This window comes from Sphingobium sp. FG125 (genome assembly GCF_057809795.1).
This window is the reverse complement of the sequence record NZ_JBMDKQ010000005.1, coordinates 198,004-220,754: the sequence shown is the minus strand read 5'-3', so window position 1 is coordinate 220,754 and position 22,751 is coordinate 198,004. Positions and strand designations below refer to the sequence as shown.

The following is a 22,751-nucleotide window of genomic DNA, read 5'->3' as shown; positions in this document are numbered from 1 at the left end:
CTCTTATCCTTCATCGCTACCACAAGCCGGGACGCTGGCAAGTAGGGGAAAGCCCGGCGGCTTGAATGACCGGAAAAGCCATGCGAAGGCTGGTCGCCATGACCTCTCCCGATCCTACGATCCGCGACATCATGCGCGATGCCCAATGGCTGGCCCATCGCTATGATCCGGGACATGATGCGGTCCATCTGCGGCTGGTCCCGCGCGTACGGCATGGCGACATCCCCTTCCTGACGGACGAGCATCTGGGCGAGACGGACGGGCCGCTGGTGTTGCGACTGGCAGATGCCACGGCCCATGCGCCGCCCCGCGCACCACTCCATTTCCTGTTCCATTCCGCCTATTGCTGCTCGACCCTGCTGGCCGTCGCGATGGATATTCCGGGCGTCGCGATGGGGCTGAAGGAACCTGTGCTGCTCAACGACCTGATCGGCTGGCGACATCGCGGGGCGAAGGGGCCGGAGGTCGCGCGCGTGCTGGACGCCAGCCTGCATCTGCTCGCCCGCCCGTTCGGCCCAAGTGAGGCGGTGGTGATCAAGCCCTCCAACCTCATCAATCCGCTGATCCCCGCAATCATGGGCTTGCGGCCCGATGCCCGCGCGCTTCTGCTCCATGCTCCGCTTGAACCCTATCTCGCCTCGATCGCGCGCAAGGGGATGTGGGGGCGGCTCTGGGTGCGCGACCTGTTCCAGAAACTGGCACGCGAAGGAATGATCGAGCCGCTAGGCATTGCCCCGCCCGACTATCTGGGACTGACCGATATTCAGGTCGCAGCCGTCGGCTGGCTGGCGCAACAGCGCCAGTTCCAGACGCTGTGCGATCAATTGGGCGCACGGGTCGCCACGCTGGACAGCGAAACACTGGTGGCAAGACCGGCTGAGAGCCTGGCCGCATTAGCGCGGCTATTCGGGCTTCCGCTGGACGATGCCGCGGTCGCCGTAATCGCCAGTGGCCCGGTCTTTGCCCGCGACGCCAAAAATGGCGCGACCTTTACGCCTGGCCAACGCGCTGAGGCAGCGCAACGCGGACTGGAGGTCCACGCCGACGAGGTCGCCAAGGTGGCCCACTGGGCAACGGTGCTGGCCGACAATGCGGGAATTGCGCTGCGCCTGCCGCAGCCCCTGATCGACTAATAGAGCGGGCAAACATTCGTCCGGTCACGATTGATCCAAACGGCGTCAAAGTGCCACGATTTCAGGCAGCTTCCCAACCTCCGTTCGTTTCGAGCGAAGTCGAGAAACCTGAGCACGACGTTTCTCGACTTCGCTCGAAACGAACGGGTCAAGGTAAGGCCACCGCACACGGCCACATTCCCGCCCCACATGCACTCATAGAAAAAGGGGGCCGGTGTCGCCACCGGCCCCCTTTTCTTGTCTTGCCTGACCGAAGGATCAGAAGCGCAGCTTGGCAGCGATCGCGTAGCGGCGACCCAGCGCATCGTAGGTCGACGGATAGACGTTACCGCTGTTGTAGGCGGTCGCACCGATACCAGCGCCCACGATCTTGGGCTTGTTGTTGATCAGGTTCTGCACGGTCATCGTGATCGTTACTTCATCGCTGACATGGAAACGGCCAGTCAGGTCGAAATAATGCTCCGCCTTGATTTCACGGAACTGCGGTTCGATCATGCAACCACCCGCATCTGCACCAGTCGGATTGGGGCAGGTCGGATCGGCCAGAGCAGCGGCAAGGTCATCCGCCAGCTGCTGCGGCTCATACTGAACCTTGTCGATATAGCGCCACAACAGCGACAGATCGAACGACTTGAATGCCAGCGTAGTGCGCTGCGAGAACTGCCATTCAGGCTGGATCGACGCGCAGTTGACCGAGTAGAAGCCGACACATTCGCGGTTCAGAGACGCCGAAGTCGCCTGGAACTTCGAGCTGTTGGTCCAGTTACCGACCAAGCTGAGCGACAGGTTGGCGAAGCCGACATCCTTTGTGTAGTTCAGCGAGAAGTCGATACCATCGGTCGATAGCTTGCCCAGGTTCGACTTGGCCAGCAACAGGCCAGGGGTCGTTGCCGCTTCACCGAACAGTTCACCCGTCAGAGGGTTACGACGGATCGACGTACAATTGGGGTTGCTAGCGCTCGCCGCCGTGATGTTGTCGAAGCAGGCAGAAATCGCGTCACCCGGCGTAGGCTCGGTGATCGCACCCGTGATCTTGATGTTGTAATAATCGACGGTTGCCGAGAAACCACGGAAGAAGTCCGGCTGCCATACGGCACCCAAAGTCCAGCTGTTCGACTTTTCCGGGCCAAGGGCAAGGTTGCCACCGCCGGTATAGTTGACCTGACCGGCGGGATCATTGGTGATCGCACCAATGGTGTTGGCCGGGGCACCCTGCGCAAGGCAGACAGCCGCCAGGTTCGCGTTGGTCACCGGAGCCGCGCCGGAGCAGGGATCGGTGCCAAGGTTGGTCAGCAAGGTGTTCTGCGGCGAGAACAGTTCGTCGATGTTCGGCGCGCGCACGGCGCGGGCATAGTTACCGCGAACCTTGAACCCATCGAACGGTGTCCAGCTACCGCCAGCCTTCCAAGTCGTCGTATTGTAGCTGGGGTTGCTGGCCGCATCGACGCTATACTTCGAGTAACGAATACCGGCTTCCAGTGTCAGATCCTGGAAGAACGGCTTGTCCTGAACTAGCGGCAGGACGAGTTCGCCAAACGCTTCGTAAACGTCATAGCCACCGTTGATGTTGGGAGCTGCGCCGCCAGCACCGCCCAGGTCGCCCGACTGCGACAGCAAATCGGATTCCTGGCTTGCACGATATTTGCGATATTCGCCGCCGATCGCGAATGCCACCGAATCGCTGGCAAAGGGCGACGCTACGCCGACATCGCCGTTGATGGTTGCATGCGCCTGCGCCAACGAAGTCTTAGTCGCGACTTGGCTGTTGGCGTTGAGGTAGCCATTCATGTCCGACGTGATAGAGCCGTCGGGTCCAAAGGCGTTGAGAGGTACGCAGCCATTGGTGTCGGTCAAGCAGGTTTCGGTGTTGGTAGCCAGCAGCGCCTGACGGACGCGGCTGTTAAGCCAGTAGCCCTTCTGGGTCTGAATCTGCTCACTCTCGCCATAGGCACCCGACACATCCCAATCGATGGAGTCGGTGATACCACCACGCGCACCGACCTTATAGTCGAAGAAGGTGGTGGTGAAGTCCGAGATGCGCGGGCCGAGTTCAGTCGCGCGACGCGAAAAGGCCGTGGTCACTTCACGATAATTCGGATCGGTGGGGTCAGTCGCCGTTGCGGCCGCATTACACTGTGCCTGGGTGAACAGCGGCGTGTAGACGCCCGCCGCGATGTCAGCCGGGGTCGCGACGTTGCGGCCGCAGAAGGCGTTGCGCTGGGCGGTCGTCAGATAGGGGTTGCTCAGCGGAACCTGAACGGCGATGCCGAACGCACCCGACGGTGCAATGATGGTGCTGACGGTATTCTTTGAGAAGATGCCGCGCGAATAGACTTCCACCGCGTCGCTAACTTCATACCGGCCCGCACCATACATGTTGAAACGCTTGAACGGCGTCTGGAACACGTTGAAGGGGTTGAAGTTATAGGCGTCGAACGCGGTCGTCGGGCGGAAAGCCGTGCCATCGGCCGTAACTTGACGGTTGCCGTTGCCGGCTGCGGTACCCGAAGGGTTGGTGTTCGAGAACCGCGAAGGGGTCGAGGTGCCCGAACCACCGCCGACAGCACCGCTGTAGGAATCGATGTTCAGGCGCGAGAATTCGCGATCGCCCTGATAAACCGGGTCGGACTGCTGATAGCCGACACTGAACACGACATTGCCGCGACCATCATCGAAATTGGCACCGATGGTAAGATCAGCACGAACATAATTGCCGTCGCCTTCCTCGGTCAGCTGGTTGGAAACATTGGCTTCCAGACCGGCAAAGTCGGTCTTGGTCACGAAATTGACGACACCCGAAATAGCATCGGCACCATAGGTGGTGGATGCACCGCCGGTCAGCACGTCGACCCGATCAACCAGAGCGAGCGGCACGTTGTTGAGATCGAAGATACCAGCCAGGCCAGCTGGTGCCAGACGGTCGCCGTTGAGCAGAACGATGTTGCGGTTTTCACCAAGGCCGCGCAGGTTCACATAGGATGCGCCGCCGTTGCCGTTGTTTACGGCTGTACCGATGCTGGGAACGATACCGGGAATTTCACGCAGAATTTCTTCGGCGGTGTTGTTCTGCTTCAGTTCGATCTGGTCGGCGGTGGTCGCTGTCACCGGAGTCGAACGGACCAGGTTCGGATTGCGGATCAGCGATCCGGTAACGATGATGGTGTCGCCCGCATCGGCTTCGGCGGCCTGCGGCGCGTCCTGTGCGATGGCGGCGGTCGCGATCAGCGACGCGCCCAGAATCGCCGGTGCGACGCTGGCACGCAAAAGTGCCCTCTTTGAAAATGTCTTCACGGTCCAGTCCCTTGCTCTGGAGGCTGGCAGATGGCCTGCCACTATGATGTACCTACGGGGGGACATGGTGCCCGACAGCGATCCCCCCATATGGATGGCCGGAAACTGCGCGGGGTTAAGGGCGCTGTAAAGCCGGGGAAAAGGGCATTCACCGCTTTTGGATGCCCCTGTATCATAAATGCAACATGAACGTGGCATGACTGTTTTACGGCTGATTAGCAACATAATTTCATGAGCGTGCAACAGGATGCAGCAATCATGTCGTGCGATGCAGCAGGGCAGCCCTATTGTGACACCTCAGGCTTTCTGGCCGGGCCGGCGGCCACATATTGACCTTGCCTCTGGCGGGTGCATGGTAAGGGAATAGTATGTCCGACGCGATGGAGAGACGATTTATGACGGGCTTGCGCGCACTGTTTTTGCTGGTCCCGCTCTGCATCGCGGCCCAATCCTCCGCCGCGCCGCAGCGTCAGCAGCCCCGGCCGGAAATCTTCACCAACCTGCTGCAGTGCCGCACGATTCCCGTCGATGCCGAACGGCTCGCCTGTTTCGACCGGCAGGTCGGCGCGATGGATGCCGCGGCGCAACGCGATGAAGTGGTGGTGCTGGACAAGGGCGAACTGAACAAGACCCGCAAGACCTTGTTCGGCTTCTCCTTCCCCAAACTACCCTTCCTGGGCGGCGGCGATGACAAGGAAGAAGCACCAGAGCAGGAAGGCGTCACCCATATCCAGGCGGTGATCGCATCGGTCCGTAACCTTGGCTATGGCAAATGGCAGATCGGGCTGGAGGATGGCGCACAGTGGATCACGACCGAAGCGATGACCGCGCGTGACCCCAAGGTCGGCCAGACAATCGAGCTGAAACGCGCCGCCATGGGCAGTTTCATGGGCAAGGTCGATGGCGGTCGCGCGGTGCGGATGAAGCGGGTCAGCTAACCCACCTACTATCCGCCCGGCATCGGCCCTGCGAGCAGCAGCGGGTCTATCCGCGCGTCGTGCCACTTCATCCCCCAATGAAGGTGCGGTCCGGTCGCGCGCCCGGTCGCGCCGACCGCGCCAATGCGTTGCCCCTGCGCCACATGGTCGCCCAGCTTCACGTCGATCCGCGACAGATGGAGGAAGGCACTGCCCAGACCATGGCCATGGTCGATCATCAACAAATGCCCTTCCAGCGTGAAGGGCTTGTCCGCCGCTGCCAGCACGATCACCCCATCCGCAGGGGCCACCACCGGCGCGCCGGTTGCACCTGCAATATCGACCCCGCCATGATAGGCACCCGGCGTCCCCTGATAGACACGCTGAGACCCGAACAGGCCGGACAGGCGACCGGTACGTGGCCAGATGAAGCGCTGCCGCCAGCCTTTGGCATCGGTCACCACCGCGCGCGCCGCCGCGATCCGCTCCAGTTCCGGCTTACGCAACGCCAGAAATGCCTCCGTGCTTTTCGTGGGTCGCATCGGCGCATTGATCCGCTCTATCCGCCAGGCGCGCGGGGCAATGGCGATCGGGCGCTCCACCGCGCGGCCATCGGCAAGCCGGGCGACCAACTGTGCGGTCGGCCCAGCATCGCGATCGAAGGCGATCAGGAAGCGGCCGTCGGCATCGACCGGGACCAACTTGCCATCGAGCGTCAGCGCCACCGTGCCAGTCGGCGCAGTCCCCAGCAACGCGCCGCCCTGCGTCACTGGTCCGGCAATCGCGAAATCTGTCCGCGTCTGCACGGGGGCGGCGGGCGCGGAGGCTCCCGCCAGTGCCAGCAGCAGCGCCGCGGCCCAGCGCCTCATCGCCCGCCGGTCGCCTTGATCTCGGCCCGCGCGGAGGCTTGCGCATTGGCATAGGGCTCCTGCCGCGCGATGCTCCAGTAGCGCAGATCCTCCAGCGCGATTTTCTGGCCCGTCACGGCGCACAGCACATGGTCGCCTGCCTGCAACACGCGGAAACTATAGGCCATATAATGGAGCCGGGCGACACGGTCGCTGTTGGACATCAACATTTGTCAGCCTTTCTGGCGCTTCACGAAAACAGATCCTGCTGCGGCACGTCGTCCGCGCCGCGCGCTTTGCGTGTCGGGCGTGGTGGAGCAGATATAGCGGCTGGGGCGGGCTTCTCAAGCGATGCCCCGCCTTGCCCAACGGCGGCGTCAACCGTTCCGTCCCGGAAATGCAGCGTCACCGCGCCCGCCGCCTGCGCCGCCGCGACCGACTGGACCAGCCGCCCGCCCGCCATCACCCGCGCATAGCCGCGCGCCAGCGGCAGATCAGGATCGAGCGAGGCGAAATGGCGCGACACCCGGTCGAGCGCCGTCGCCCGATCCCGATACACCCGCGCCAGATAGTCCGGGCGCGGACGCAACCGGTCGAGCCGCTCGGTCGCGCGTGCAAGATATTGCTGGAGCAGCGCAGGCCGCAACGCGCCGCCTGCTTGCCCCAATTGCGCGCGCGCATCCGCGATTCGGTGCCGCAACCCGCTGCCCAGCGCATCGGACAGCTGGTCCAGCCGCTGCCGCTGCGGGGCCAGCAGCATGTCGGGCGTCGGCATCAGCCGCGCCTGCATCTCCAATCGCTCCTTCGCCTGCCCTGCCCCGCGCCGCACGGCGCGCCCGGCGCGCAGGCCCATTTCGCTCAAGCCCGCCAGCAACTCCGCCCGCACCGGCACCGCCATTTCCGCCGCCGCCGTTGGGGTTGGCGCGCGCATGTCGGCGGCATAGTCGCACAGCGTCGTATCGGTTTCATGCCCGACCGCCGATATGATCGGGATCGAACAGTCGGCCACCGCCCGCACGACGATTTCCTCGTTGAAGCTCCACAGATCCTCGATCGAGCCGCCACCCCGCGCGACGATCACCAGATCGGGCCGGGGCAGCAGCCCGCCCGCTTCCATCGCGCTGAACCCGCGCACTGCCCGCGCAATCTGCTCGGCTGCCCCCTGCCCCTGCACCAATACCGGCCAGACCAGCACATCGGTCGGGCAGCGATCCGCCAGCCGGTGCAAAATGTCGCGAATCACAGCGCCCGTCGGCGACGTCACGACGCCGATCGTGCGCGGCAGGAAGGGCAAACGCCGCTTGCGCTCCGCGGCGAACAGTCCCTCGGCCGCCAGCTTGGCTTTCAATTTCTCCAGCAGCGCCATCAGCGCGCCTTCGCCCGCCAGCTCCATCCGCTCGATAACGATCTGATATTTGGACCGGCCGGGATAGGTGGTCAGCTTGCCCGTGGCGATCACCTCCACCCCGTCCTGCGGCGCAAAGGCCAGCCGCTGCGCCCCGCCCTTCCACATCACCCCGTCCAGTACGGCATTATCGTCTTTCAGCGCCAGATAGAGATGTCCCGATGCCGCCCGCTTGAACCCGGAAATCTCACCACGCAGCCGGACATGGCCGAAGCGATCCTCCACCGTGCGCTTGAGCATCCCCGACAATTCGCTGACCGACAGCGGCGGCGCGTTGTCGCCTGCGCGTTCCTCCGCTAACAGGCGGCCCGAACTGTCATAGGCATCAAATTCCGGGGACATGGGCGACATGAACATCCTTTTGCTTGGCGGCGGTGGCCGCGAACATGCGCTGGCGTGGAAGCTGGCGCAATCGCCCCGGCTCGATACGCTCTACGCCGCGCCGGGCAACCCCGGCATAGCCCAGCACGCGACATTGGTCGACCTCGCCGCGACCGATCATCGCGCGGTGCTGGATTTCTGCACCCGCCATTCGATCGGCCTCGTCGTCATCGGCCCGGAAGCGCCACTGGTCGACGGCCTTGCCGACAATCTGCGCACCATGGGGGTGCCGGTATTCGGCCCCAACAAAAAAGCCGCGCAGCTTGAAGGGTCCAAGGGCTTTACCAAGGATTTGTGCCAGCGCGCCAACATTCCTACCGCCGCTTATGTCCGCGTCACCAGCAAGGATGGCGCGATTGCCGCGCTCGATGATTTCACCCTGCCGGTCGTGATCAAGGCCGATGGTCTGGCCGCGGGCAAGGGCGTGATCATCGCCGAGACCCGCGATGAAGCGCTCGATGCGCTCGACACCATGTTCTCCGGCGCGTTCGGCGCGGCGGGCGAGGAAGTGGTGCTGGAAGAATTCATGACCGGGGAAGAAGCCAGCTTCTTCGCGCTGACCGACGGCACCGCCATCCTGCCCTTCGGATCGGCGCAGGATCATAAGCGCGTCGGCGACGGTGATACCGGACCCAATACCGGCGGCATGGGCGCTTACAGCCCGGCCCGCGTGCTGACCCCGGAACTGGAAGCCCAGGTGATCGAAACCATCATCAAGCCGACCGTCGCCACCATGGCGGCGGAAGGGATGCCCTATTCCGGCGTCCTCTATGCCGGACTGATGCTGACCGATCAGGGGCCCAAGCTGATCGAATATAATGCCCGCTTCGGCGACCCGGAATGTCAGGTGCTGATGATGCGCTTCGACGGCGATCTGGTCGATCTGCTGCTCAGCGTCGCGCAGGGAACGCTGGGAACCCAAGGTCCGGTCACGTTGGCCGATCGCACCGCGCTCACCATCGTCATGGCCGCCAACGGCTATCCCGGCACCCCGGACAGGGGCGGCGCGATCAGCGGCATAGAAGCGGCGCAGGCCGGTGGCGCGCTTGTGTTCCATGCCGGGACTGCTGATCAGGACGGCACTTTGGTCTCCAATGGCGGCCGCGTCCTCAATGTGACCGCCACCGGCGACACGGTAGGCGCAGCGCAGGCGGCGGCTTATGCCGCGGTCGATGCGATCGACTTCCCCACCGGCTTCTGTCGCCGCGACATTGGCTGGCGCGAAGTCGCCCGCGAACAGGCATGAAGCCTTGCCGATCGGGGCAACACAGCCCTAAATAGCGGCGGCATATTCACGAAAGGCGACGCGCGATGCAGGAATTTTTCATGGACTATGGCCTGTGGCTGCTCATCGGGCTGCTGGTCATCATCGGCCTCGTCTTTCTACTGTCCGGCAAGAAGAAGGCGCAGGACGTTACGCAGGACATCGCGCCAACCCTGCCCGCACAAACGCCGCCTGTCCCCTTTGTGGAGCCGGTGCCCGCTGCCCCCGTCGTCGTGCCGGTCGAAGCCGTGGCCCCCGTCACCGCGCCAATCGCCCCCGTCGCGGTTGACCCGACACCGGCACCCGAACCCGTGCCTGTGTCCCCCGCCGTCACGGCTGCACCGGAAGGCGAGGACGACCTGCTCCGTCTCAAGGGCGTGGGGCCAAAGCTCAAGACATTGCTGATCGACCTAGGCGTCACCCGCTTCGCCCAGATCGCCGCCTGGACCGACACGGACCTCGCCGCGATCGACGCGAAACTCGGCAATTTCAAGGGCCGCCCGGTCCGCGACCAGTGGATCGACCAGGCCAAATATCTCGCGGCAGGCGACATTGCCGGGTTCGAAGCCAAATATGGCAAGCTGTAAGGCGATTTAGCCCCCGCCCAATATCTCCCGCGCGCGCGGTGCCAGTCGCTCGGTGGCGGCGGCGTGGATGCCGGGCGCTGCGCAGAGCAGGCCAAAGGCGGTCGGGCGGGGCCGGTTGAACAGCAAGGGATCACCCAGCGCATCGGTCACCATAGCGCCTGCTTCCTGACAGATGATCGCGGCGGCGGCGATGTCCCACTCATTGCCCCAACGCACCGTGGCGACCAGATCGGCTTCATCCGCCGCAACCATCGCCATGCGCAGGGCGATGCTGTTGGGCTTTGCCACCGTCACCAGATCACGGTCGATGCGCGGCAATTGTTCGGCCGGGACCCGCGCCCCCGCCAGAGCATCGCGCGAACCAGCACGCAGACTCCGCCCATTACGCGTCGCGCCCTGCCCGGCCTGCGCGATCCAATATTCGTTGCGAGCGGGCGCTGCCAATATACCCAGCCGCACCGCGCCATCCTCCACCAGCGCGACCGACACCGCCCATCCGGGTCGCCCGCGCAGATAATCGCGCGTGCCGTCGATCGGATCGACCACCCACACCCGCGACATGCCCAGCCGATGGACGGTATCGGCGGTCTCCTCCGACAGCCATCCCGCGCCCGGATCGATCGCGCCCAATGATGCGCGCAGCAGGCCGTCCACTTCCAGATCGGCCTCGCACACCGGGTGGCCGGGCACCTTTTCCCACTGGCGCACGCGCGTCTCGCCGCCCGCCCATAGCGTGAGCGCATGATCGGCCGCGTCCGACACGGCCGCCACGATCGCGCGCAGATCCAGCTCAGCCCCCGGCAACGGTCATCCCGTCGACGCGCAGCGTCGGCACGTTCATCGCATAACGGAAATGCAGGTCGTTGGCGGGGACAAGCGATTTGAACATCGCCTTCAAATTGCTGGCGATGGTAATTTCAGACACCGCATGGGCCACCGCACCATTTTCGATCAGAAAGCCCGCCGCCCCCCGGCTGTAATCGCCGGTCACGCCATTGACGCCCATGCCGATCAGTTCGGTGACATAAAGCCCGCGCTTCACATCCGCCATCAGGTCGCCGGGCGATATGCTGCCCGCTTCCATATGGACGTTGGTGATGCTGACGCCCGGCGCGCCGCTGCCGCCCCGGCTGGCATGGCCGGTCGGTTCCTGCCCCAATTGCCGCGCCGACGCGCTGTCCATCAGCCAGCCGGTCAGCACGCCCTTGTCGATCAGCGCGCGCCGTTCGACCGGCAGCCCCTCGCCATCGAACGGGCGCGACCGCAGGCCACGCACCAGCAACGGATCGTCGATGATGGTCACGCCCGCGTCAAACAGCGCCTCACCCAGCAATTCGAGCAGGAAGCTCGACCGCCGCGCAATCGCCGGGCCGACCATGCCACCGATCAGATGCCCCAGCAGGCTCGATCCAATGCGCGGGTCGAAGATGACCGGCATGACGCCGCTATCGACCTTGACCGGGTTCAGCCGTGCCACCGCCCGCTGGCCCGCCCGCACGCCGATCGTCTCGGCATCGTCCAGATCCTCCAGATGGCGCACATTATGGCTGGCATAGTCGCGCTGCATGTCTGCGCCGCTGCCCGCCAATACGCTGGCCCATGTCGAATGGCTGGTCGCGCCATAGGCACCGGCAAAGCCATGGCTGGTCGCCAGCGCCACCTGGCTGCGCCCGCTCGACGCGCCGCCGCCTTCGCTGTTGGTGATGCCCGGCACAGCGCGCGCCGCCTCCTCCGCCACCAGCGCGCGTTCACGCAGCGCGGCGGGTTCCGGCTCCTCGCTGTCGGTCAGGTCCAGCGCGGGCGGGCGCTTCTTCATCAGCCGGTCCTGCGGGGCGAGGCCTGCATAGGGATCTTCGGGTGCCTCGCGCGCCATCGCCACCGCGCGATCTACCAGCGTGCCAAGCGTCGCGGGATTCATGTCCGACGCGGAAATGCTGGCCGACCGGTTGCCGATGAACACGCGCAGGCCGATTTCCTCGCCCTCGGACCGTTCGACATCCTCCAGTGCACCCAGCCGCACCGATACGTTGGTCGAAGCATTACAGGCGTAAATGGCGTCGGCTGCATCCGCACCCGCCTTGCGCGCGGCGCTCACCAGATCCTGCGCGCGCGACTGGGCTTCTTCTAGGCTGAGCATGGAGGCAAGCTATTCCCGAAACGATAAATGGAGTGATCGGCCTTACGCGCTTGGTTCGCGCGGGGCAACGCCCGCCAGCCAGCGGTCGAGCAGGTGCCACGCCACCGCCATGCGCGGCGGGGCAATGAAGGGTGCGTCCGGTTCCCCGGCCATCGCCGCGCGCACGCCAGCGGCATCGCACCAGAAAGCATCCTCAATTTCGGTCGCGTCCAGTGTCAGCGCGTCGCCGGTCGCCTGGGCGATGCACGCGATCATCAACGACGACGGGAATGGCCAGGGCTGGCTCATCACATAGCGCACCTCATGGACGCGGATTCCCGCTTCCTCGAACAATTCGCGCGCGACCGCTTCCTCGATCGTCTCGCCCGGCTCGATAAAGCCCGCCAACGCCGAATAGCGCCCCGGCGGCCAGGCGTGCTGGCGGCCAAGCAGCACTTTGCCGCCATATTCCGCCAGCATGATAGACACCGGGTCCACCCTTGGGAAATGCTCCGCCTGACACGCCCTGCACCGGCGCGCCCAGCCCGCCTTTACCGGGGCAGTCGCCCCGCCGCACACCGCGCAGAAACCATGCCGCGCGTGCCAGTGGAGCAGGCTGCGCGCCGTGCCATAGAGCGCCAGGTCCTGCGCCGACACCTGCCCCGCCAGCCCCCGGCTGCGCGGCGTCGCCCCCGCACCACCGGTCAGTTCGGCCAGCAATCGCGCAAAGATCGGCCGCCCCGCCGGATCGACGCCCAGCAGCACATGATCCTCGACCCGCGCGCCGACTTCGATCGCTTCCAGCACCAGCGCGCCATCCACCTCGACCGGCTCCAGCCCGTCCAGCACCAGCCGCCGCGCCGCCGGATCAGCGAAGGTCTGCGCCAGCAGCGCCGGGTTGGTGCGGATATGGTCCACACGATCTATCGTGCCGCCAACGAAACCGGGCGGGTCGTCGAGCCGGGGGTCAGTGCCGTGCATCCGCATCCTTCTCCTTCAACACCGCCTGCGCCGCGCGGGCGAACAAAGTGGGCAGCCCGGCATCAGCAATGCGCGCGACCGGCCACCATTCCCCCGCACCGGACGGAACATGATCCTGCCCCACATGGGTCGTATGGACGGCCAGCGCCAGTGAGAAATGGGTGAAAACATGATCGACCGGCTCGGCCAGCGTCTGCCAGTCGGCGGCAAAGGGCGGCGTCAAATCAGGGTCAGCGCTCCAGTCGGAACTGGGCAACGCGCGCATCCCGCCCAGCAATCCCTTGTCCGGGCGACGCACCAGCCAGACATGGCCGTCCGCCCGCTCGATCCACCAGCCATGACCAGTCCGGTGGGGCCGCACCTTCTTCGCCGCCTTGACCGGATAGGCCGCAGGATCAGCCGTCCGCACCGCCGCGCAATCGCTCCGCAGCGGGCAGATGCCGCAGGCCGGATTGCGCGACGTGCAGATGGTCGCGCCCAGATCCATCATCGCCTGCGCAAAATCCCCCGCCCGCGCATCGGGCGTGATCGCGTCCGCCGCCGCACGGATCGCCGGGCGGGCAGCGGGCAGCGGAATGTCAATCGCAAACAACCGCGCCACCACCCGTTCGACATTGGCATCCACCACCACAGCGCGCTGCCCAAAGGCGATCGCCGCCACCGCAGCGGCGGTATAGGCACCCACCCCCGGCAGCGCGCGCAGCCCTTCCTCCGTATCAGGGAACACGCCGCCATGGTCGCGCACTATCGCGCGCGCGCAGGCCAGCAGGTTGCGGGCGCGGGCATAATAGCCCAGCCCAGCCCATGCCGCCATCAAGTCCTCATCCGCCGCCGCCGCCAGCGCCTCGACGCTTGGCCAGCGCGCGGTGAATGTCGCGAAATAGGGGCCGACTGCCGCCACCGTCGTCTGTTGCAGCATGACTTCGGACAGCCACACCCGGTACGGATCGGCTGCATTGGTTCCCGGCGGCATCCGCCACGCCAGTCGCCGGGCATGGACATCATAATGGGCGAGCAGATCTCTCGCGATTTTTGCTTGGCTACCCTCGACGCGCATGGCGGCGCTATGCCATGGTACGGCCCATGACGGAACGCCCCCCGACGCCTAAAGTGAAAAGCCGCGCCATTCCTGCGGCGGAGCGGCCGCGCATCGGCGGATCGCGGCGAATCGCCGACCTGATGCCCGACATCGGCCGTGCCGCCTTCCGCAAATTCGGCTTCGTCCAGTCCAGCATCGTCACCCGCTGGTCGGAAATCGTCGGCAGCCATTATGCCAGCATCTCCGCCCCCGAATCGATCCGCTTCCCGGTCGGGCAAAAGGCTGGCGGCACGCTGCAACTCACGGTCATGAGCGGCCATGCGCCGATGGTGCAGCATATGCTGCCCGACCTCATCGAACGGGTGAACCGCTTTTTCGGCTATGCCGCGGTGGCGAAAGTGGCGATGCGGCAGGGGGACATCATGCCCACCCCCGCCGAACGCCGCCCGCCGCCGCGCAATCTCAAACCCATTCCGGTCGAACTGGGCGATTCGCTGCGCGACATTGGCGATCCTGAATTGCGCACCGTACTGGAATCGCTGGCGCAGGGGCTTGCCAACAGCAGCGGCCTGCCCAAAATCGGCTGACTGTTCGCTCAATATTCGGCTGGCGTTCATGGCCAGTCGCACAATGGACTTTGCTTATGAAAAAGCTGCTCCCCCTCGCCCTCTTCGCCCTTCCCGTCGCCGTCATCGCCGCGCCCGCCGCCAACTGGGTCAGCCGCGTCACCATCTCGGCCATCGGCGGCCATGCCATGGGCAATCCCGCTGCGCCCACCAAGCTGGTCGAATATGTGAGCTATACCTGCAGCCACTGCGCCCATTTCGTCGGCGAAGCGAGCGCCCCGCTCAAGGCCAATTATGTGAAGGGCGGCAAGGTCAGCGTAGAGGTCCGCAACGCGGTACGCGACAAATATGACCTGACCGCCGCGCTGCTGGCCCGCTGCGGCGGCCCGGCGCGCTTCATGGGCAATCATGAGGCCTTGTTTGCCAATCAGGACGCCTGGATGGAGCAGCTCCAGACCTATGACCGCGACGCGACCAAGCCGACCGACCAGGTCGCCGCGCTGCGCGACATCGGCCAGAAAACCGGTCTCTACACGCTGATGGCCAAACGCGGCTACACACCCGCCCAGCTCAACGCCTGCATCGCCAGCCCCATGGCGATGAAGCAGATCATGGCGATGACCGACGAAGCCTGGAACAAGGTGAAGATCAGCGGCACGCCCGGCTTCACCGTCAACGGCACGCTCGTCGCCGGATCGGACTGGGGCAAGCTCCAGGCCGCATTGCCCCCCGCCGCGCGCTGATCTAAAACACTCGCCACCCTGCCCATAATCGGAGCCTTGCCCGTCGTGAAAGCCCTTTCCGGTGTTGCCCTTGTCGCCCTGTCCCTGACCCTCGCCGCCTGTGGCAAGAGCGAAGAGGGAGCCACGCCCAAGGGCGAAGCCATCGCCGCCGTCGCCCCGCCAGCCGGAGCCACCTGGTCGGAAACCATCGCAGAAACGCCCGACGGCTATTATGTCATGGGCAATCCGGCGGCCAAGCTGAAGCTGGTCGAATATGGCTCCTACACTTGCAGCCATTGCAAGGATTTCTCGGCCGAAGCGTCGGAGGAGATCAAGAAGATGGTCGACACCGGCAAGATGAGCTTTGAATTCCGCACCTATGTCCGCGACCCGATCGACATTTCGACCGCTTTGCTCGCCCGTTGTGGCGGCAAGGATATTTTCTACCCCCTGTCCGAACAGTTTTTCGCCAACCAGAATGCGATGTTCGAAAAAGCGCAGGCGCTCGGCGACCAATCCTATCAGGCACTGATGAGCGCCCCCCCGGCGCAGCGTTTCGGCCAACTCGCGACCGCGCTGGGCCTGGTCGACTATGCCAAGCAGCGCGGCATTGCCGAAGATCAGGCGAAACAATGCCTGGCCGACACCGCGTCGGCGGAAAAGCTGGCCAAGGGCGTCGAAACCGCCAACAGCCAGTATCAGATCACGGGCACCCCCAGCTTCCTCATCAACGGCGTGCTGGTCGACAATGTCGCCAACTGGGCAGCGCTCCAGCCAAAGCTCAAGGAAGCAGGCATCTGATTGGGCGTCGGGGGGCGGACATCAGCGCTTAAGCGCATAAGGGCCGGGGCGGCACGCTGTCCCGGCGCGTCTTTGTTCTGCGCCGCACCGGCCCACACCCCCACCCGGCCTCCCACAGTGTATCCTGATTGGGCGGCCGGGTGGGGGTGTGGGCCGGTGCGGTTCTGGCGCAGCCAACAAAGATGCAAATAAAACGCCTGAAGCTTTCAGGCTTCAAAAGCTTCGTCGATGCGACTGAATTGCGCATCGAACCCGGCCTGACCGGTATCGTCGGGCCGAACGGTTGCGGCAAGTCCAACCTGCTTGAAGCAATCCGTTGGGTCATGGGCGAATCCAGCGCCAAATCCATGCGCGGCGGCGGCATGGAGGATGTGATCTTCGCAGGCACCGCCACCCGGCCCCAGCGCGATTTTGCCGAAGTCTCGCTGCTCACCGTGCAGGAACAGGGCGAGCTTTTCTCGGCCGTGGATGTCGGCGCGGACGGCGAGCTGGAAGTGACCCGCCGGATCGAGCGTGGCGCAGGCAGCGCCTACAGAGCCAATGGCCGTGACGTCCGGGCCAAGGACGTGTCGCTGATCTTCGCCGACGCCGCCACCGGCCCGCACAGCCCGGCGCTGGTCAGTCAGGGCCGCATCGCCGCCGTCATTGCCGCCCGGCCGCAGGAACGGCGCGCCATGCTGGAGGAAGCGGCGGGCATTGCGGGCCTCCATGTCCGGCGCAAGGATGCTGAACAGAAGCTCCGCGCCGCCGAAGCCAATCTCGCGCGCCTCGCCGAAATCTTGCTCGACATGGACGCGCGCGCCAATGCGCTGCGCCGCCAGGCCCGCGCCGCCGAACGCTATATCCGCCTGTCCGACCAGATTCGCGTCGCCGAAGCCCGCACCCTCTTTGCCCGCTGGCGCGAAGCCCATGCCAGCGCCGAAACCGCCCGCGCGCAGGCGAAGGAAGCCGACGCTGCCGTCGCCCAAGCGCAGGACGCGCAACTGGCCGCTGCTGCCCACGCGCAGGCCGCCCTCGCCACACTGGCCGACCGCCGCGCCGCTGCGCAGCGCGCGCGCGATGACGCGAGCGAGGCTGGCCACCGCCTTTCCACGCTACGCACTGAGCGCGACGGCGTTGTCCGGCGGCTGTATGACCTCGCCCAGCAGACCGCCCGGCTGGAGGAGGATCGCGCCCGCGAAGGCACGCTCGCCAATGACGCCGCCGACGCCATCGCCCGCCTCACCGCCGAAATCGCGACGCTGAAAGCCCGCATCACCGAGACCGAGAAACTGCGCCCCGATTTCGCCAGCCGCATCGCCAGCGCCGAGGATGGCGCGCGCGATGCCGAACTGGATCTGGCCAAAGCGATGGCCAAGCAGGCAGGCGAACAGGCCGAACTGCGCGTCGCTGAGGCCGCACTCGTCGCCGCGCGCAACCGGCTGGAGCGCGCAGAACGCGAGGTTCAGCGCCTTGCCAGCGAAGCCGCCGCCCTGCCCGATCCCGCCCCTCTCGAACTCCAGCGCACCAACGCCATCGCCGTGCAGGAACAGGCCAGCGCCGCCCGCGACGCTGCCGAAGCCACAATCAACGCCGCCGAAGCCGCCCGCCAGTCCGCCAGCGAACAGCGCGCCGCCGCCGAAGGCGCACTTGCCGCCGCCCACGCCGCGCTGGCCGCGCTCGACAGCGAAGCCGCCGCGCTCAAGCGCGCAGTCGATAGCGGCCCCGGCGGTCGCACCCGCGCGCTCGACATGCTCAAGGCCGCGCCCGGCTATGAGCGCGCGCTGGCCGCCGCGCTGGGCGACGATCTGGAAGCGCCGATCGCACCGGACGGAAAGCGTCGCTGGGCCGGCGCGTCCCGGCTGGCCAACGATCCCGTTCTGCCCGATGGCTGCGCGTCACTCGCCGCCCATGTCATCGCTCCGCCCGAACTCACCCGCCGCCTTACCCAGATCGCGGTCGCCGACACGGATGAGGGCCAGCCCCTTGCGGTCGGCCAGCGGCTCGTCACCCGCGACGGCCAGCTGCGCCGCTGGGACGGCTATGTCGCGATAGAAGGCGGCGCGGCGGCGGCGGAGCGGCTGATCCGGCTCAACCGGCTGGAGGCCATCGCCGCCGCCCGCCCAGCCGCCCAATCGCACGTCGATGCCGCCAGCACCGAGCAGCAGGACGCCAAGGCCCGTGAACAGGCGGCCAGCGAAGCGCTTGCCAGTGGCCGTACCCAACTCGCCCAGGCCGATCAGAGCCTGCGCACCGCACTGCGCACCGCTGACGAAGCGACCACCGCGCTCGAACGGCTGGCGGGACGGCGCGAGGGGATAGAGGAACGGCTGGTCGAAGCGCGCCGCGATGCCGACGCCGCCCGCGCCGACCATGACAGCGCCCAATCGGCCCGCGCAGCCATGCCCGACGGGGCCGAAACACGCGCGCAGGTCACCGCGCTAGCGCAGGCTAGCGAGAAGGCGCGCGCGGCCGTCAGCCAGTTGCAGGCCGATCAAGCGCTGGCCGACCGCGCCTTGTCGAGCGATCGCGAACGACAGGGTGCCGCCGACGCGGAAATCAAGGGCTGGCGCGCCCGCGCGGGCGAAGCGGCCAAGCGCATCGCCGCCATGGTCGCGCGCGGCGAGGAGATCGCCACCGAACGTGCGATGATCGAACGCCAGCCCGACGCACTGGCACAGGCCATCGCATCGCTGAACGATCAGGGCGCAACCCTGATCGCCGCCGCCGATGCCGCCCGCCATGCCGAACAGGACGCCGAAGCCGCCTTGCGCCAGGCCGAACAGCGCACCGCACAGGCTGGCGAAACGTTCGCCGCCGCCCGCGAAGCCCGCGCGACCGCCATCGCCCGCGCCGAATCCGCCGATGAACGGCGGATGGAAACCAACCGGTTGTCGGGCGAACGCTTTGAATGTCCACCGCCCTTGCTGCCCGAAAAGCTTGGCTTCGCCAGCGCCGACATCCGGCTGGCCCAGACCGAACAGGCCGACCATGACCGTTTCAGTGTCGATCGCGAACGGATCGGCCCGGTCAATCTGGTCGCAGCGCAGGAGTTGGAGGAACTGGAACAGGTGCAGGCGACCAGCCGCGCCGAAAGTGAGGAACTGACCCAAGCGATCCACCGCCTGCGCGGATCGATCGGCAGCCTCAACCGCGAAGGGCGCCAACGCCTGCTTGCCGCGTTCGAGGCGGTCGACGGCCATTTCCGCCGCCTCTTCACCACCCTGTTCAACGGCGGGCAGGCGCATCTGGAGCTGATCGACAGCGACGATCCGCTGGAGGCGGGGCTGGAGATCATGGCCCAGCCGCCGGGCAAGAAACTCGCCGCGCTCACCCTGCTGTCAGGCGGCGAACAGGCGCTGACCGCCGTGGCGCTGATCTTCGGCCTGTTCCTGACCAACCCCGCGCCAATCTGTGTGCTGGACGAGGTCGACGCCCCGCTCGACGACGCCAATGTCGAGCGTTTCTGCGACCTGCTCGACGCGATGGTGGCGCAGACCCAGACCCGCTACCTCATCGTCACCCACAATGCCGTCAGCATGGCCCGGATGCACCGCCTGTTCGGCGTCACCATGGTCGAACGCGGCGTCAGCCGCCTCGTCTCGGTCAACCTCCAGAGCGCCGAGGCACTACTGGCGGCGGAGTGATTTTTGTAGTTACGAAAATGCTTGACAATTTTTTGTAGTTACAATATTGTAACTTGGAAACCGGAGACAGGCGCATGAGTGCCCCGGTGCGCTTCAAACGCACATAGGGGATGTAATTATGGAGATCAGTTTCGATCCGGCAAAGCGATTGAAAACCCTTCTGGAACGGGGACTGGATTTCGCCGACGCCGTGCAGGTTTTTGACAGTCCATCCTACACGGTGGAGGATGATAGATATGACTATGTGGAGCCGCGTTTTCAAACTTATGGCCTGATGAACGACAGGCTCATTACAGTGGTCTGGACGCCTGTTGATGATGGTATCCGGGTTATTTCCATGAGGAAGTGCAATGACCGAGAGCAGAAAGCCTTTGCCCGCAGACTGGGATGATGATGACATCCCTGAATGGACGGAGGAGGTATTTGACCGAGCGGAATTTCGCATCGGCGGTAAGCTCATCCGTCCTGCCACGGGCACGCTGACCCGCGCCGGCCGCCCCAAATCCAGCGATCCCAAGCAACAGGTTACCCTCCGCCTCGACGCCGCGGTGCTGGACGGTTTCCGTGCCACCGGTCCGGGCTGGCAAAGCCGGATCAACGCCGAACTGCGCAAGGCGCTTGGCCTTTAATCCTTAACCCGCCCGAACCAGCCCTTCATCCGGCGGAACAGGCCGCGTTCGCTGACCGGTTCGAACATTTCGTCCGGCCCTTCGGGGTCCAGCACCTCATGGTCCGCCAGCCAGGCCTGCACATCGTTCAGGTCCGGCGTCTCATAGGGGCGCAGCGTCCGGCCCGGCTTCTGGCGCATCTCCTCAATCCCCGCGACCAGCCCGCGCTGCGCGATCACTGCCGCCACCCGCTCTACCGGCAGGTCGAGATGTTCGGCGATCAGGTCGTCGCGGATCGCCCTGATCTTGTCCTCCCACCCGGCATTGGCGGGAAGAGCGGTGTCGATCGTCACGTCGCATTCGGTATCCAGCCGCATCGACCGGTTGTTCATGTTGGACGACCCGACCCGGATCAGCCGGTCATCGACGATCAAAATCTTGGCATGGACATAGATCGGCACCCCGCGCATCGTGAAGGGGTGATAGATGCGCAAGCGGCCATGGGCGTCGCGCGCCTTCAGCGCCTCGAACAGGCGCGCGCGCGCCGTGTCCATCGCCTGCTGCTCCAGCCAGCCATCGGCCTGGGTCGGATTGATGATGACGATGTCCGGCCCATCCGGTTCGACCAGCCGCTTGGCGATCGCCTCGGCAATCCGGCGTGACGCAAAATATTGGCTTTCAGCATAGATACAGCGCTTGGCCGCCGCGATCTGGTGGCAATAGAGAAGCTCAATCTCCGCCAATTCCTCCTGATCGTCCATCTTGGGCGCAGTGCGGGCAATGGCGACGTCGACATCGGTAAACTGCACCGGCAGATTGTCCGGCCAGCAATCCTGCACCCCCTCGATCGGCGTCAGCGCGTCGCCACCCGCGCCCACCCAGCGATTGCGCGCATGGTCGCCCAGCGCAGCGGCAACCGGACCCATCAGCGCCGTGGTCGCATCATGCCATGGCCCATAGGGCGACCCGTCGGGATGCAGCCGTCCCGGCTCTTCGTCGCGATGATGGCGCGTGTCCCAGCGGTCGCCCGTCATGTCGATGCCGCCGCAAAAGGCGAAACAATCATCGATCACCACGATCTTCTGATGATGGGAGGCGGCGGGCGGATGATGGCTGTCCAGCTTCACCGTCACGCGCGGGTGCGCCATCCATTTCAGCGTCGTGAACAGGTTGGTCGGTCGCACCATCGACTTCATCGCGCCAATGTCCCAGCGCAGCAGAAATATCTCCAGCTCCGGCGTCCGCTCCACCAGCCAGCTGATGAAATCGCCGATCACCACCGGCGCGCCATCATCGGCCTCATCCTCGCGGACCAGCGTGATCGCGGCGTCGAAATCCCACCCGATCAGCATGATCCGCCGCGTCGCCTTGAGCATCGCGGCGCGCGCATGGCGGAAATAGGCGTCGGCGTCGATGATCGTGCTGGCCCGCGTCGCGCGTGCGATCCGCCAGCAATCTTCACCCGGTTTCGGTCCCGCGCTCATGCGCTGCCGACCACAAGACATCCCAGGAGCATCAGCAACCCGGCAAAACGGTTGGAGCGGAATTTGGCCAGCGGATCGACGCCATCCTCGCGCAGCGTCGCGACCTGCCACAGCAGATGCACAGCCATCGGCAGCAGCGCGGCCAGCGCCAAGGCTTCCGCCCGCACCTGCCAAATCGCCCCGGCCCACAGGCCAAGCGCACACAGATAGCAGATCGCCACGCCCGCCCGGACGTGCCGCCCCATGGAGAGCGCGCTGGAACCAATGCCGATCAGCGCGTCGTCCTCCCGATCCTGCAGCGCGTAGATGGTGTCATAGCCCACAACCCAGAAAATGGTTCCGGCGTAGAGCGAAATTCCCGCCAGGGTCAGCGCCCCCATCACCTCGCTCCACCCCACCAAAGCCGCCCAGGAAAAAACCAGCCCCAGCCAAATTTGTGGCCAGCCGGTGATCCGCTTCATGAACGGATAGGCCGCCACCAGCGCCAGCGACCCCAGTGCCACGATCTGCGCATAAAGCCGCAATTGCAGCAGCACGATCAGTCCGATCAGGCACAGCGCCACCAGCCACAGCCACGCCGTGCGCACCCTCATCGCCCCGCTCGCCAGCGGCCGTGCCGCCGTGCGCGCCACTTTGCGGTCCAGATCGCGATCGACAATATCGTTGAACACGCATCCCGCCCCGCGCATCGCAATACTGCCGAGCAGCAGCCATAGAATCAACGACCAGCGCGCGAAACCGCCCCCCGCCAGCGCCACCGCCCAGGCACCGGGCCAGAAGAGCAGCCACCAGCCGATCGGCCGGTCGAACCGCGCCATCTGCACCAGCGCGCGTGGCGTGTCCGGCAGCCGCGCCAGCAGCCCGTGCGCCTGGCTGTCGGGGACGATCGTCTGGCTCACACACAACTCCGTTCGCCCCGCGCTTGTCGAAGGGCCATTCTTCTCTAAAGACTCCCATAGCCTCCGGGCAAGTTTCGTCGAAC

General features: G+C 65.5%; 20 protein-coding genes. 10 read left to right on the top strand and 10 right to left on the bottom strand.

Features of this window, described 5'->3' with window-relative positions; all coding sequences use genetic code 11:
- The first annotated feature begins 98 nt into the window (after positions 1-98).
- Positions 99-1,133, top strand: coding sequence for a hypothetical protein (locus tag ACODSR_RS07025; RefSeq protein ID WP_489074983.1), 1,035 nt, complete (start codon positions 99-101; stop codon positions 1,131-1,133).
- A 258-nt stretch (positions 1,134-1,391) separates the two neighbouring features.
- Here the strand turns inward: ACODSR_RS07025 and ACODSR_RS07020 are convergent, their stop codons facing one another.
- Positions 1,392-4,424: a TonB-dependent receptor domain-containing protein gene (locus tag ACODSR_RS07020; protein ID WP_489074981.1), complete on the bottom strand. Its 3,033-nt coding sequence runs from the start codon at positions 4,422-4,424 to the stop codon at positions 1,392-1,394.
- 395 nt (positions 4,425-4,819) lie between these two features.
- Between ACODSR_RS07020 and ACODSR_RS07015 the strand changes: the two genes are divergently transcribed.
- The gene (locus ACODSR_RS07015; RefSeq protein ID WP_489074979.1) at positions 4,820-5,362 is read left to right on the top strand and encodes a hypothetical protein; all 543 of its coding nucleotides are present in this window, start codon (positions 4,820-4,822) and stop codon (positions 5,360-5,362) included.
- A gap of 8 nt (positions 5,363-5,370) precedes the next feature.
- On the opposite strand, the gene ACODSR_RS07010 is transcribed toward ACODSR_RS07015, so the two are convergent.
- The 3 genes from ACODSR_RS07010 to xseA are packed head-to-tail and all read right to left on the bottom strand — an operon-like array spanning position 5,371 to position 7,936.
- Positions 5,371-6,210: a M23 family metallopeptidase gene (locus ACODSR_RS07010; RefSeq protein ID WP_489074977.1), complete on the bottom strand. Its 840-nt coding sequence runs from the start codon at positions 6,208-6,210 to the stop codon at positions 5,371-5,373.
- A complete protein-coding gene (locus ACODSR_RS07005; protein WP_489074975.1) occupies positions 6,207-6,419 on the bottom strand; it encodes a DUF2093 domain-containing protein in 213 nt (70 codons plus the stop codon). The genes ACODSR_RS07010 and ACODSR_RS07005 overlap by 4 nt, the downstream gene beginning before the upstream one ends.
- A 20-nt stretch (positions 6,420-6,439) precedes the next feature.
- Positions 6,440-7,936 (bottom strand): exodeoxyribonuclease VII large subunit, encoded by a 1,497-nt coding sequence (gene xseA, locus ACODSR_RS07000; RefSeq protein WP_489075034.1) that lies wholly within the window; start codon positions 7,934-7,936, stop codon positions 6,440-6,442.
- A gap of 7 nt (positions 7,937-7,943) precedes the next feature.
- Between xseA and purD the strand changes: the two genes are divergently transcribed.
- Both purD and ACODSR_RS06990 read left to right on the top strand, forming a co-directional pair.
- Entirely contained in the window at positions 7,944-9,221 is a 1,278-nt protein-coding gene (purD, locus tag ACODSR_RS06995; protein WP_489074973.1) for a phosphoribosylamine--glycine ligase, read from the top strand.
- 65 nt (positions 9,222-9,286) lie between these two features.
- Positions 9,287-9,826, top strand: coding sequence for a hypothetical protein (locus tag ACODSR_RS06990; protein ID WP_489074972.1), 540 nt, complete (start codon positions 9,287-9,289; stop codon positions 9,824-9,826).
- 6 nt (positions 9,827-9,832) lie between these two features.
- Here the strand turns inward: ACODSR_RS06990 and ACODSR_RS06985 are convergent, their stop codons facing one another.
- Genes ACODSR_RS06985 through ACODSR_RS06970 form a run of 4 tightly spaced genes read right to left on the bottom strand, consistent with a single transcriptional unit; the run spans position 9,833 to position 13,980 of the window.
- Positions 9,833-10,630 (bottom strand): 3'(2'),5'-bisphosphate nucleotidase CysQ, encoded by a 798-nt coding sequence (locus tag ACODSR_RS06985; protein WP_489074970.1) that lies wholly within the window; start codon positions 10,628-10,630, stop codon positions 9,833-9,835.
- Complete coding sequence (locus ACODSR_RS06980; protein WP_489074968.1) at positions 10,617-11,963, bottom strand: TldD/PmbA family protein; 1,347 nt, start codon at positions 11,961-11,963, stop codon at positions 10,617-10,619. Before ACODSR_RS06980 ends, ACODSR_RS06985 begins: the two co-directional genes overlap by 14 nt.
- A gap of 42 nt (positions 11,964-12,005) precedes the next feature.
- Positions 12,006-12,923, bottom strand: coding sequence for an NAD(+) diphosphatase (gene nudC / locus ACODSR_RS06975; RefSeq protein ID WP_489074966.1), 918 nt, complete (start codon positions 12,921-12,923; stop codon positions 12,006-12,008).
- The gene (locus ACODSR_RS06970) at positions 12,910-13,980 is read right to left on the bottom strand and encodes an A/G-specific adenine glycosylase (RefSeq protein WP_489074964.1); all 1,071 of its coding nucleotides are present in this window, start codon (positions 13,978-13,980) and stop codon (positions 12,910-12,912) included. Before ACODSR_RS06970 ends, nudC begins: the two co-directional genes overlap by 14 nt.
- Before the next feature lie 26 nt (positions 13,981-14,006).
- Here ACODSR_RS06970 and ACODSR_RS06965 point away from each other — a divergent pair, with 26 nt between their 5' ends.
- The 6 genes from ACODSR_RS06965 to ACODSR_RS06940 all read left to right on the top strand — a co-directional run bounded on the left by ACODSR_RS06965 (position 14,007) and on the right by ACODSR_RS06940 (position 20,306).
- Positions 14,007-14,549: a DUF721 domain-containing protein gene (locus tag ACODSR_RS06965; protein ID WP_217672495.1), complete on the top strand. Its 543-nt coding sequence runs from the start codon at positions 14,007-14,009 to the stop codon at positions 14,547-14,549.
- A gap of 56 nt (positions 14,550-14,605) precedes the next feature.
- Complete coding sequence (locus ACODSR_RS06960; RefSeq protein ID WP_489074962.1) at positions 14,606-15,271, top strand: thioredoxin domain-containing protein; 666 nt, start codon at positions 14,606-14,608, stop codon at positions 15,269-15,271.
- 45 nt (positions 15,272-15,316) lie between these two features.
- Positions 15,317-16,051 (top strand): thioredoxin domain-containing protein, encoded by a 735-nt coding sequence (locus ACODSR_RS06955; RefSeq protein ID WP_489074960.1) that lies wholly within the window; start codon positions 15,317-15,319, stop codon positions 16,049-16,051.
- A gap of 182 nt (positions 16,052-16,233) precedes the next feature.
- Positions 16,234-19,677 (top strand): chromosome segregation protein SMC, encoded by a 3,444-nt coding sequence (gene smc, locus ACODSR_RS06950; RefSeq protein WP_489074958.1) that lies wholly within the window; start codon positions 16,234-16,236, stop codon positions 19,675-19,677.
- Between the two features lie 118 nt (positions 19,678-19,795).
- Entirely contained in the window at positions 19,796-20,068 is a 273-nt protein-coding gene (locus ACODSR_RS06945; RefSeq protein WP_489074956.1) for a BrnT family toxin, read from the top strand.
- On the top strand, positions 20,049-20,306 hold the full coding sequence (locus tag ACODSR_RS06940; RefSeq protein ID WP_489075032.1) for a BrnA antitoxin family protein: 258 nt from the start codon (positions 20,049-20,051) through the stop codon (positions 20,304-20,306). The genes ACODSR_RS06945 and ACODSR_RS06940 overlap by 20 nt, the downstream gene beginning before the upstream one ends.
- Here ACODSR_RS06940 and ACODSR_RS06935 read toward each other — a convergent pair.
- Positions 20,303-21,769: a phospholipase D-like domain-containing protein gene (locus ACODSR_RS06935; protein ID WP_489074954.1), complete on the bottom strand. Its 1,467-nt coding sequence runs from the start codon at positions 21,767-21,769 to the stop codon at positions 20,303-20,305. The genes ACODSR_RS06940 and ACODSR_RS06935 overlap by 4 nt on opposite strands.
- Positions 21,766-22,668 (bottom strand): 4-hydroxybenzoate octaprenyltransferase, encoded by a 903-nt coding sequence (ubiA, locus tag ACODSR_RS06930; protein ID WP_489074952.1) that lies wholly within the window; start codon positions 22,666-22,668, stop codon positions 21,766-21,768. The genes ACODSR_RS06935 and ubiA overlap by 4 nt, the downstream gene beginning before the upstream one ends.
- Positions 22,669-22,751: the final 83 nt, after the last annotated feature.

What these genes read in the sequence shown, in the direction of transcription:
- ACODSR_RS07025 (WP_489074983.1), top strand. Translation starts at nt 99, where the DNA reads ATGACCTCTCCCGATCCTACGATCCGCGACATCATGCGCGATGCCCAA.
- ACODSR_RS07015 (WP_489074979.1), top strand. Translation starts at nt 4,820, where the DNA reads ATGACGGGCTTGCGCGCACTGTTTTTGCTGGTCCCGCTCTGCATCGCG.
- ACODSR_RS07010 (WP_489074977.1), bottom strand. Translation starts at nt 6,210, where the DNA reads ATGAGGCGCTGGGCCGCGGCGCTGCTGCTGGCACTGGCGGGAGCCTCC.
- ACODSR_RS07005 (WP_489074975.1), bottom strand. Translation starts at nt 6,419, where the DNA reads ATGTTGATGTCCAACAGCGACCGTGTCGCCCGGCTCCATTATATGGCC.
- xseA (WP_489075034.1), bottom strand. Translation starts at nt 7,936, where the DNA reads ATGTCCCCGGAATTTGATGCCTATGACAGTTCGGGCCGCCTGTTAGCG.
- purD (WP_489074973.1), top strand. Translation starts at nt 7,944, where the DNA reads ATGAACATCCTTTTGCTTGGCGGCGGTGGCCGCGAACATGCGCTGGCG.
- ACODSR_RS06990 (WP_489074972.1), top strand. Translation starts at nt 9,287, where the DNA reads ATGCAGGAATTTTTCATGGACTATGGCCTGTGGCTGCTCATCGGGCTG.
- ACODSR_RS06980 (WP_489074968.1), bottom strand. Translation starts at nt 11,963, where the DNA reads ATGCTCAGCCTAGAAGAAGCCCAGTCGCGCGCGCAGGATCTGGTGAGC.
- nudC (WP_489074966.1), bottom strand. Translation starts at nt 12,923, where the DNA reads ATGCACGGCACTGACCCCCGGCTCGACGACCCGCCCGGTTTCGTTGGC.
- ACODSR_RS06970 (WP_489074964.1), bottom strand. Translation starts at nt 13,980, where the DNA reads ATGCGCGTCGAGGGTAGCCAAGCAAAAATCGCGAGAGATCTGCTCGCC.
- ACODSR_RS06965 (WP_217672495.1), top strand. Translation starts at nt 14,007, where the DNA reads ATGACGGAACGCCCCCCGACGCCTAAAGTGAAAAGCCGCGCCATTCCT.
- ACODSR_RS06960 (WP_489074962.1), top strand. Translation starts at nt 14,606, where the DNA reads ATGAAAAAGCTGCTCCCCCTCGCCCTCTTCGCCCTTCCCGTCGCCGTC.
- smc (WP_489074958.1), top strand. Translation starts at nt 16,234, where the DNA reads ATGCAAATAAAACGCCTGAAGCTTTCAGGCTTCAAAAGCTTCGTCGAT.
- ACODSR_RS06945 (WP_489074956.1), top strand. Translation starts at nt 19,796, where the DNA reads ATGGAGATCAGTTTCGATCCGGCAAAGCGATTGAAAACCCTTCTGGAA.
- ACODSR_RS06935 (WP_489074954.1), bottom strand. Translation starts at nt 21,769, where the DNA reads ATGAGCGCGGGACCGAAACCGGGTGAAGATTGCTGGCGGATCGCACGC.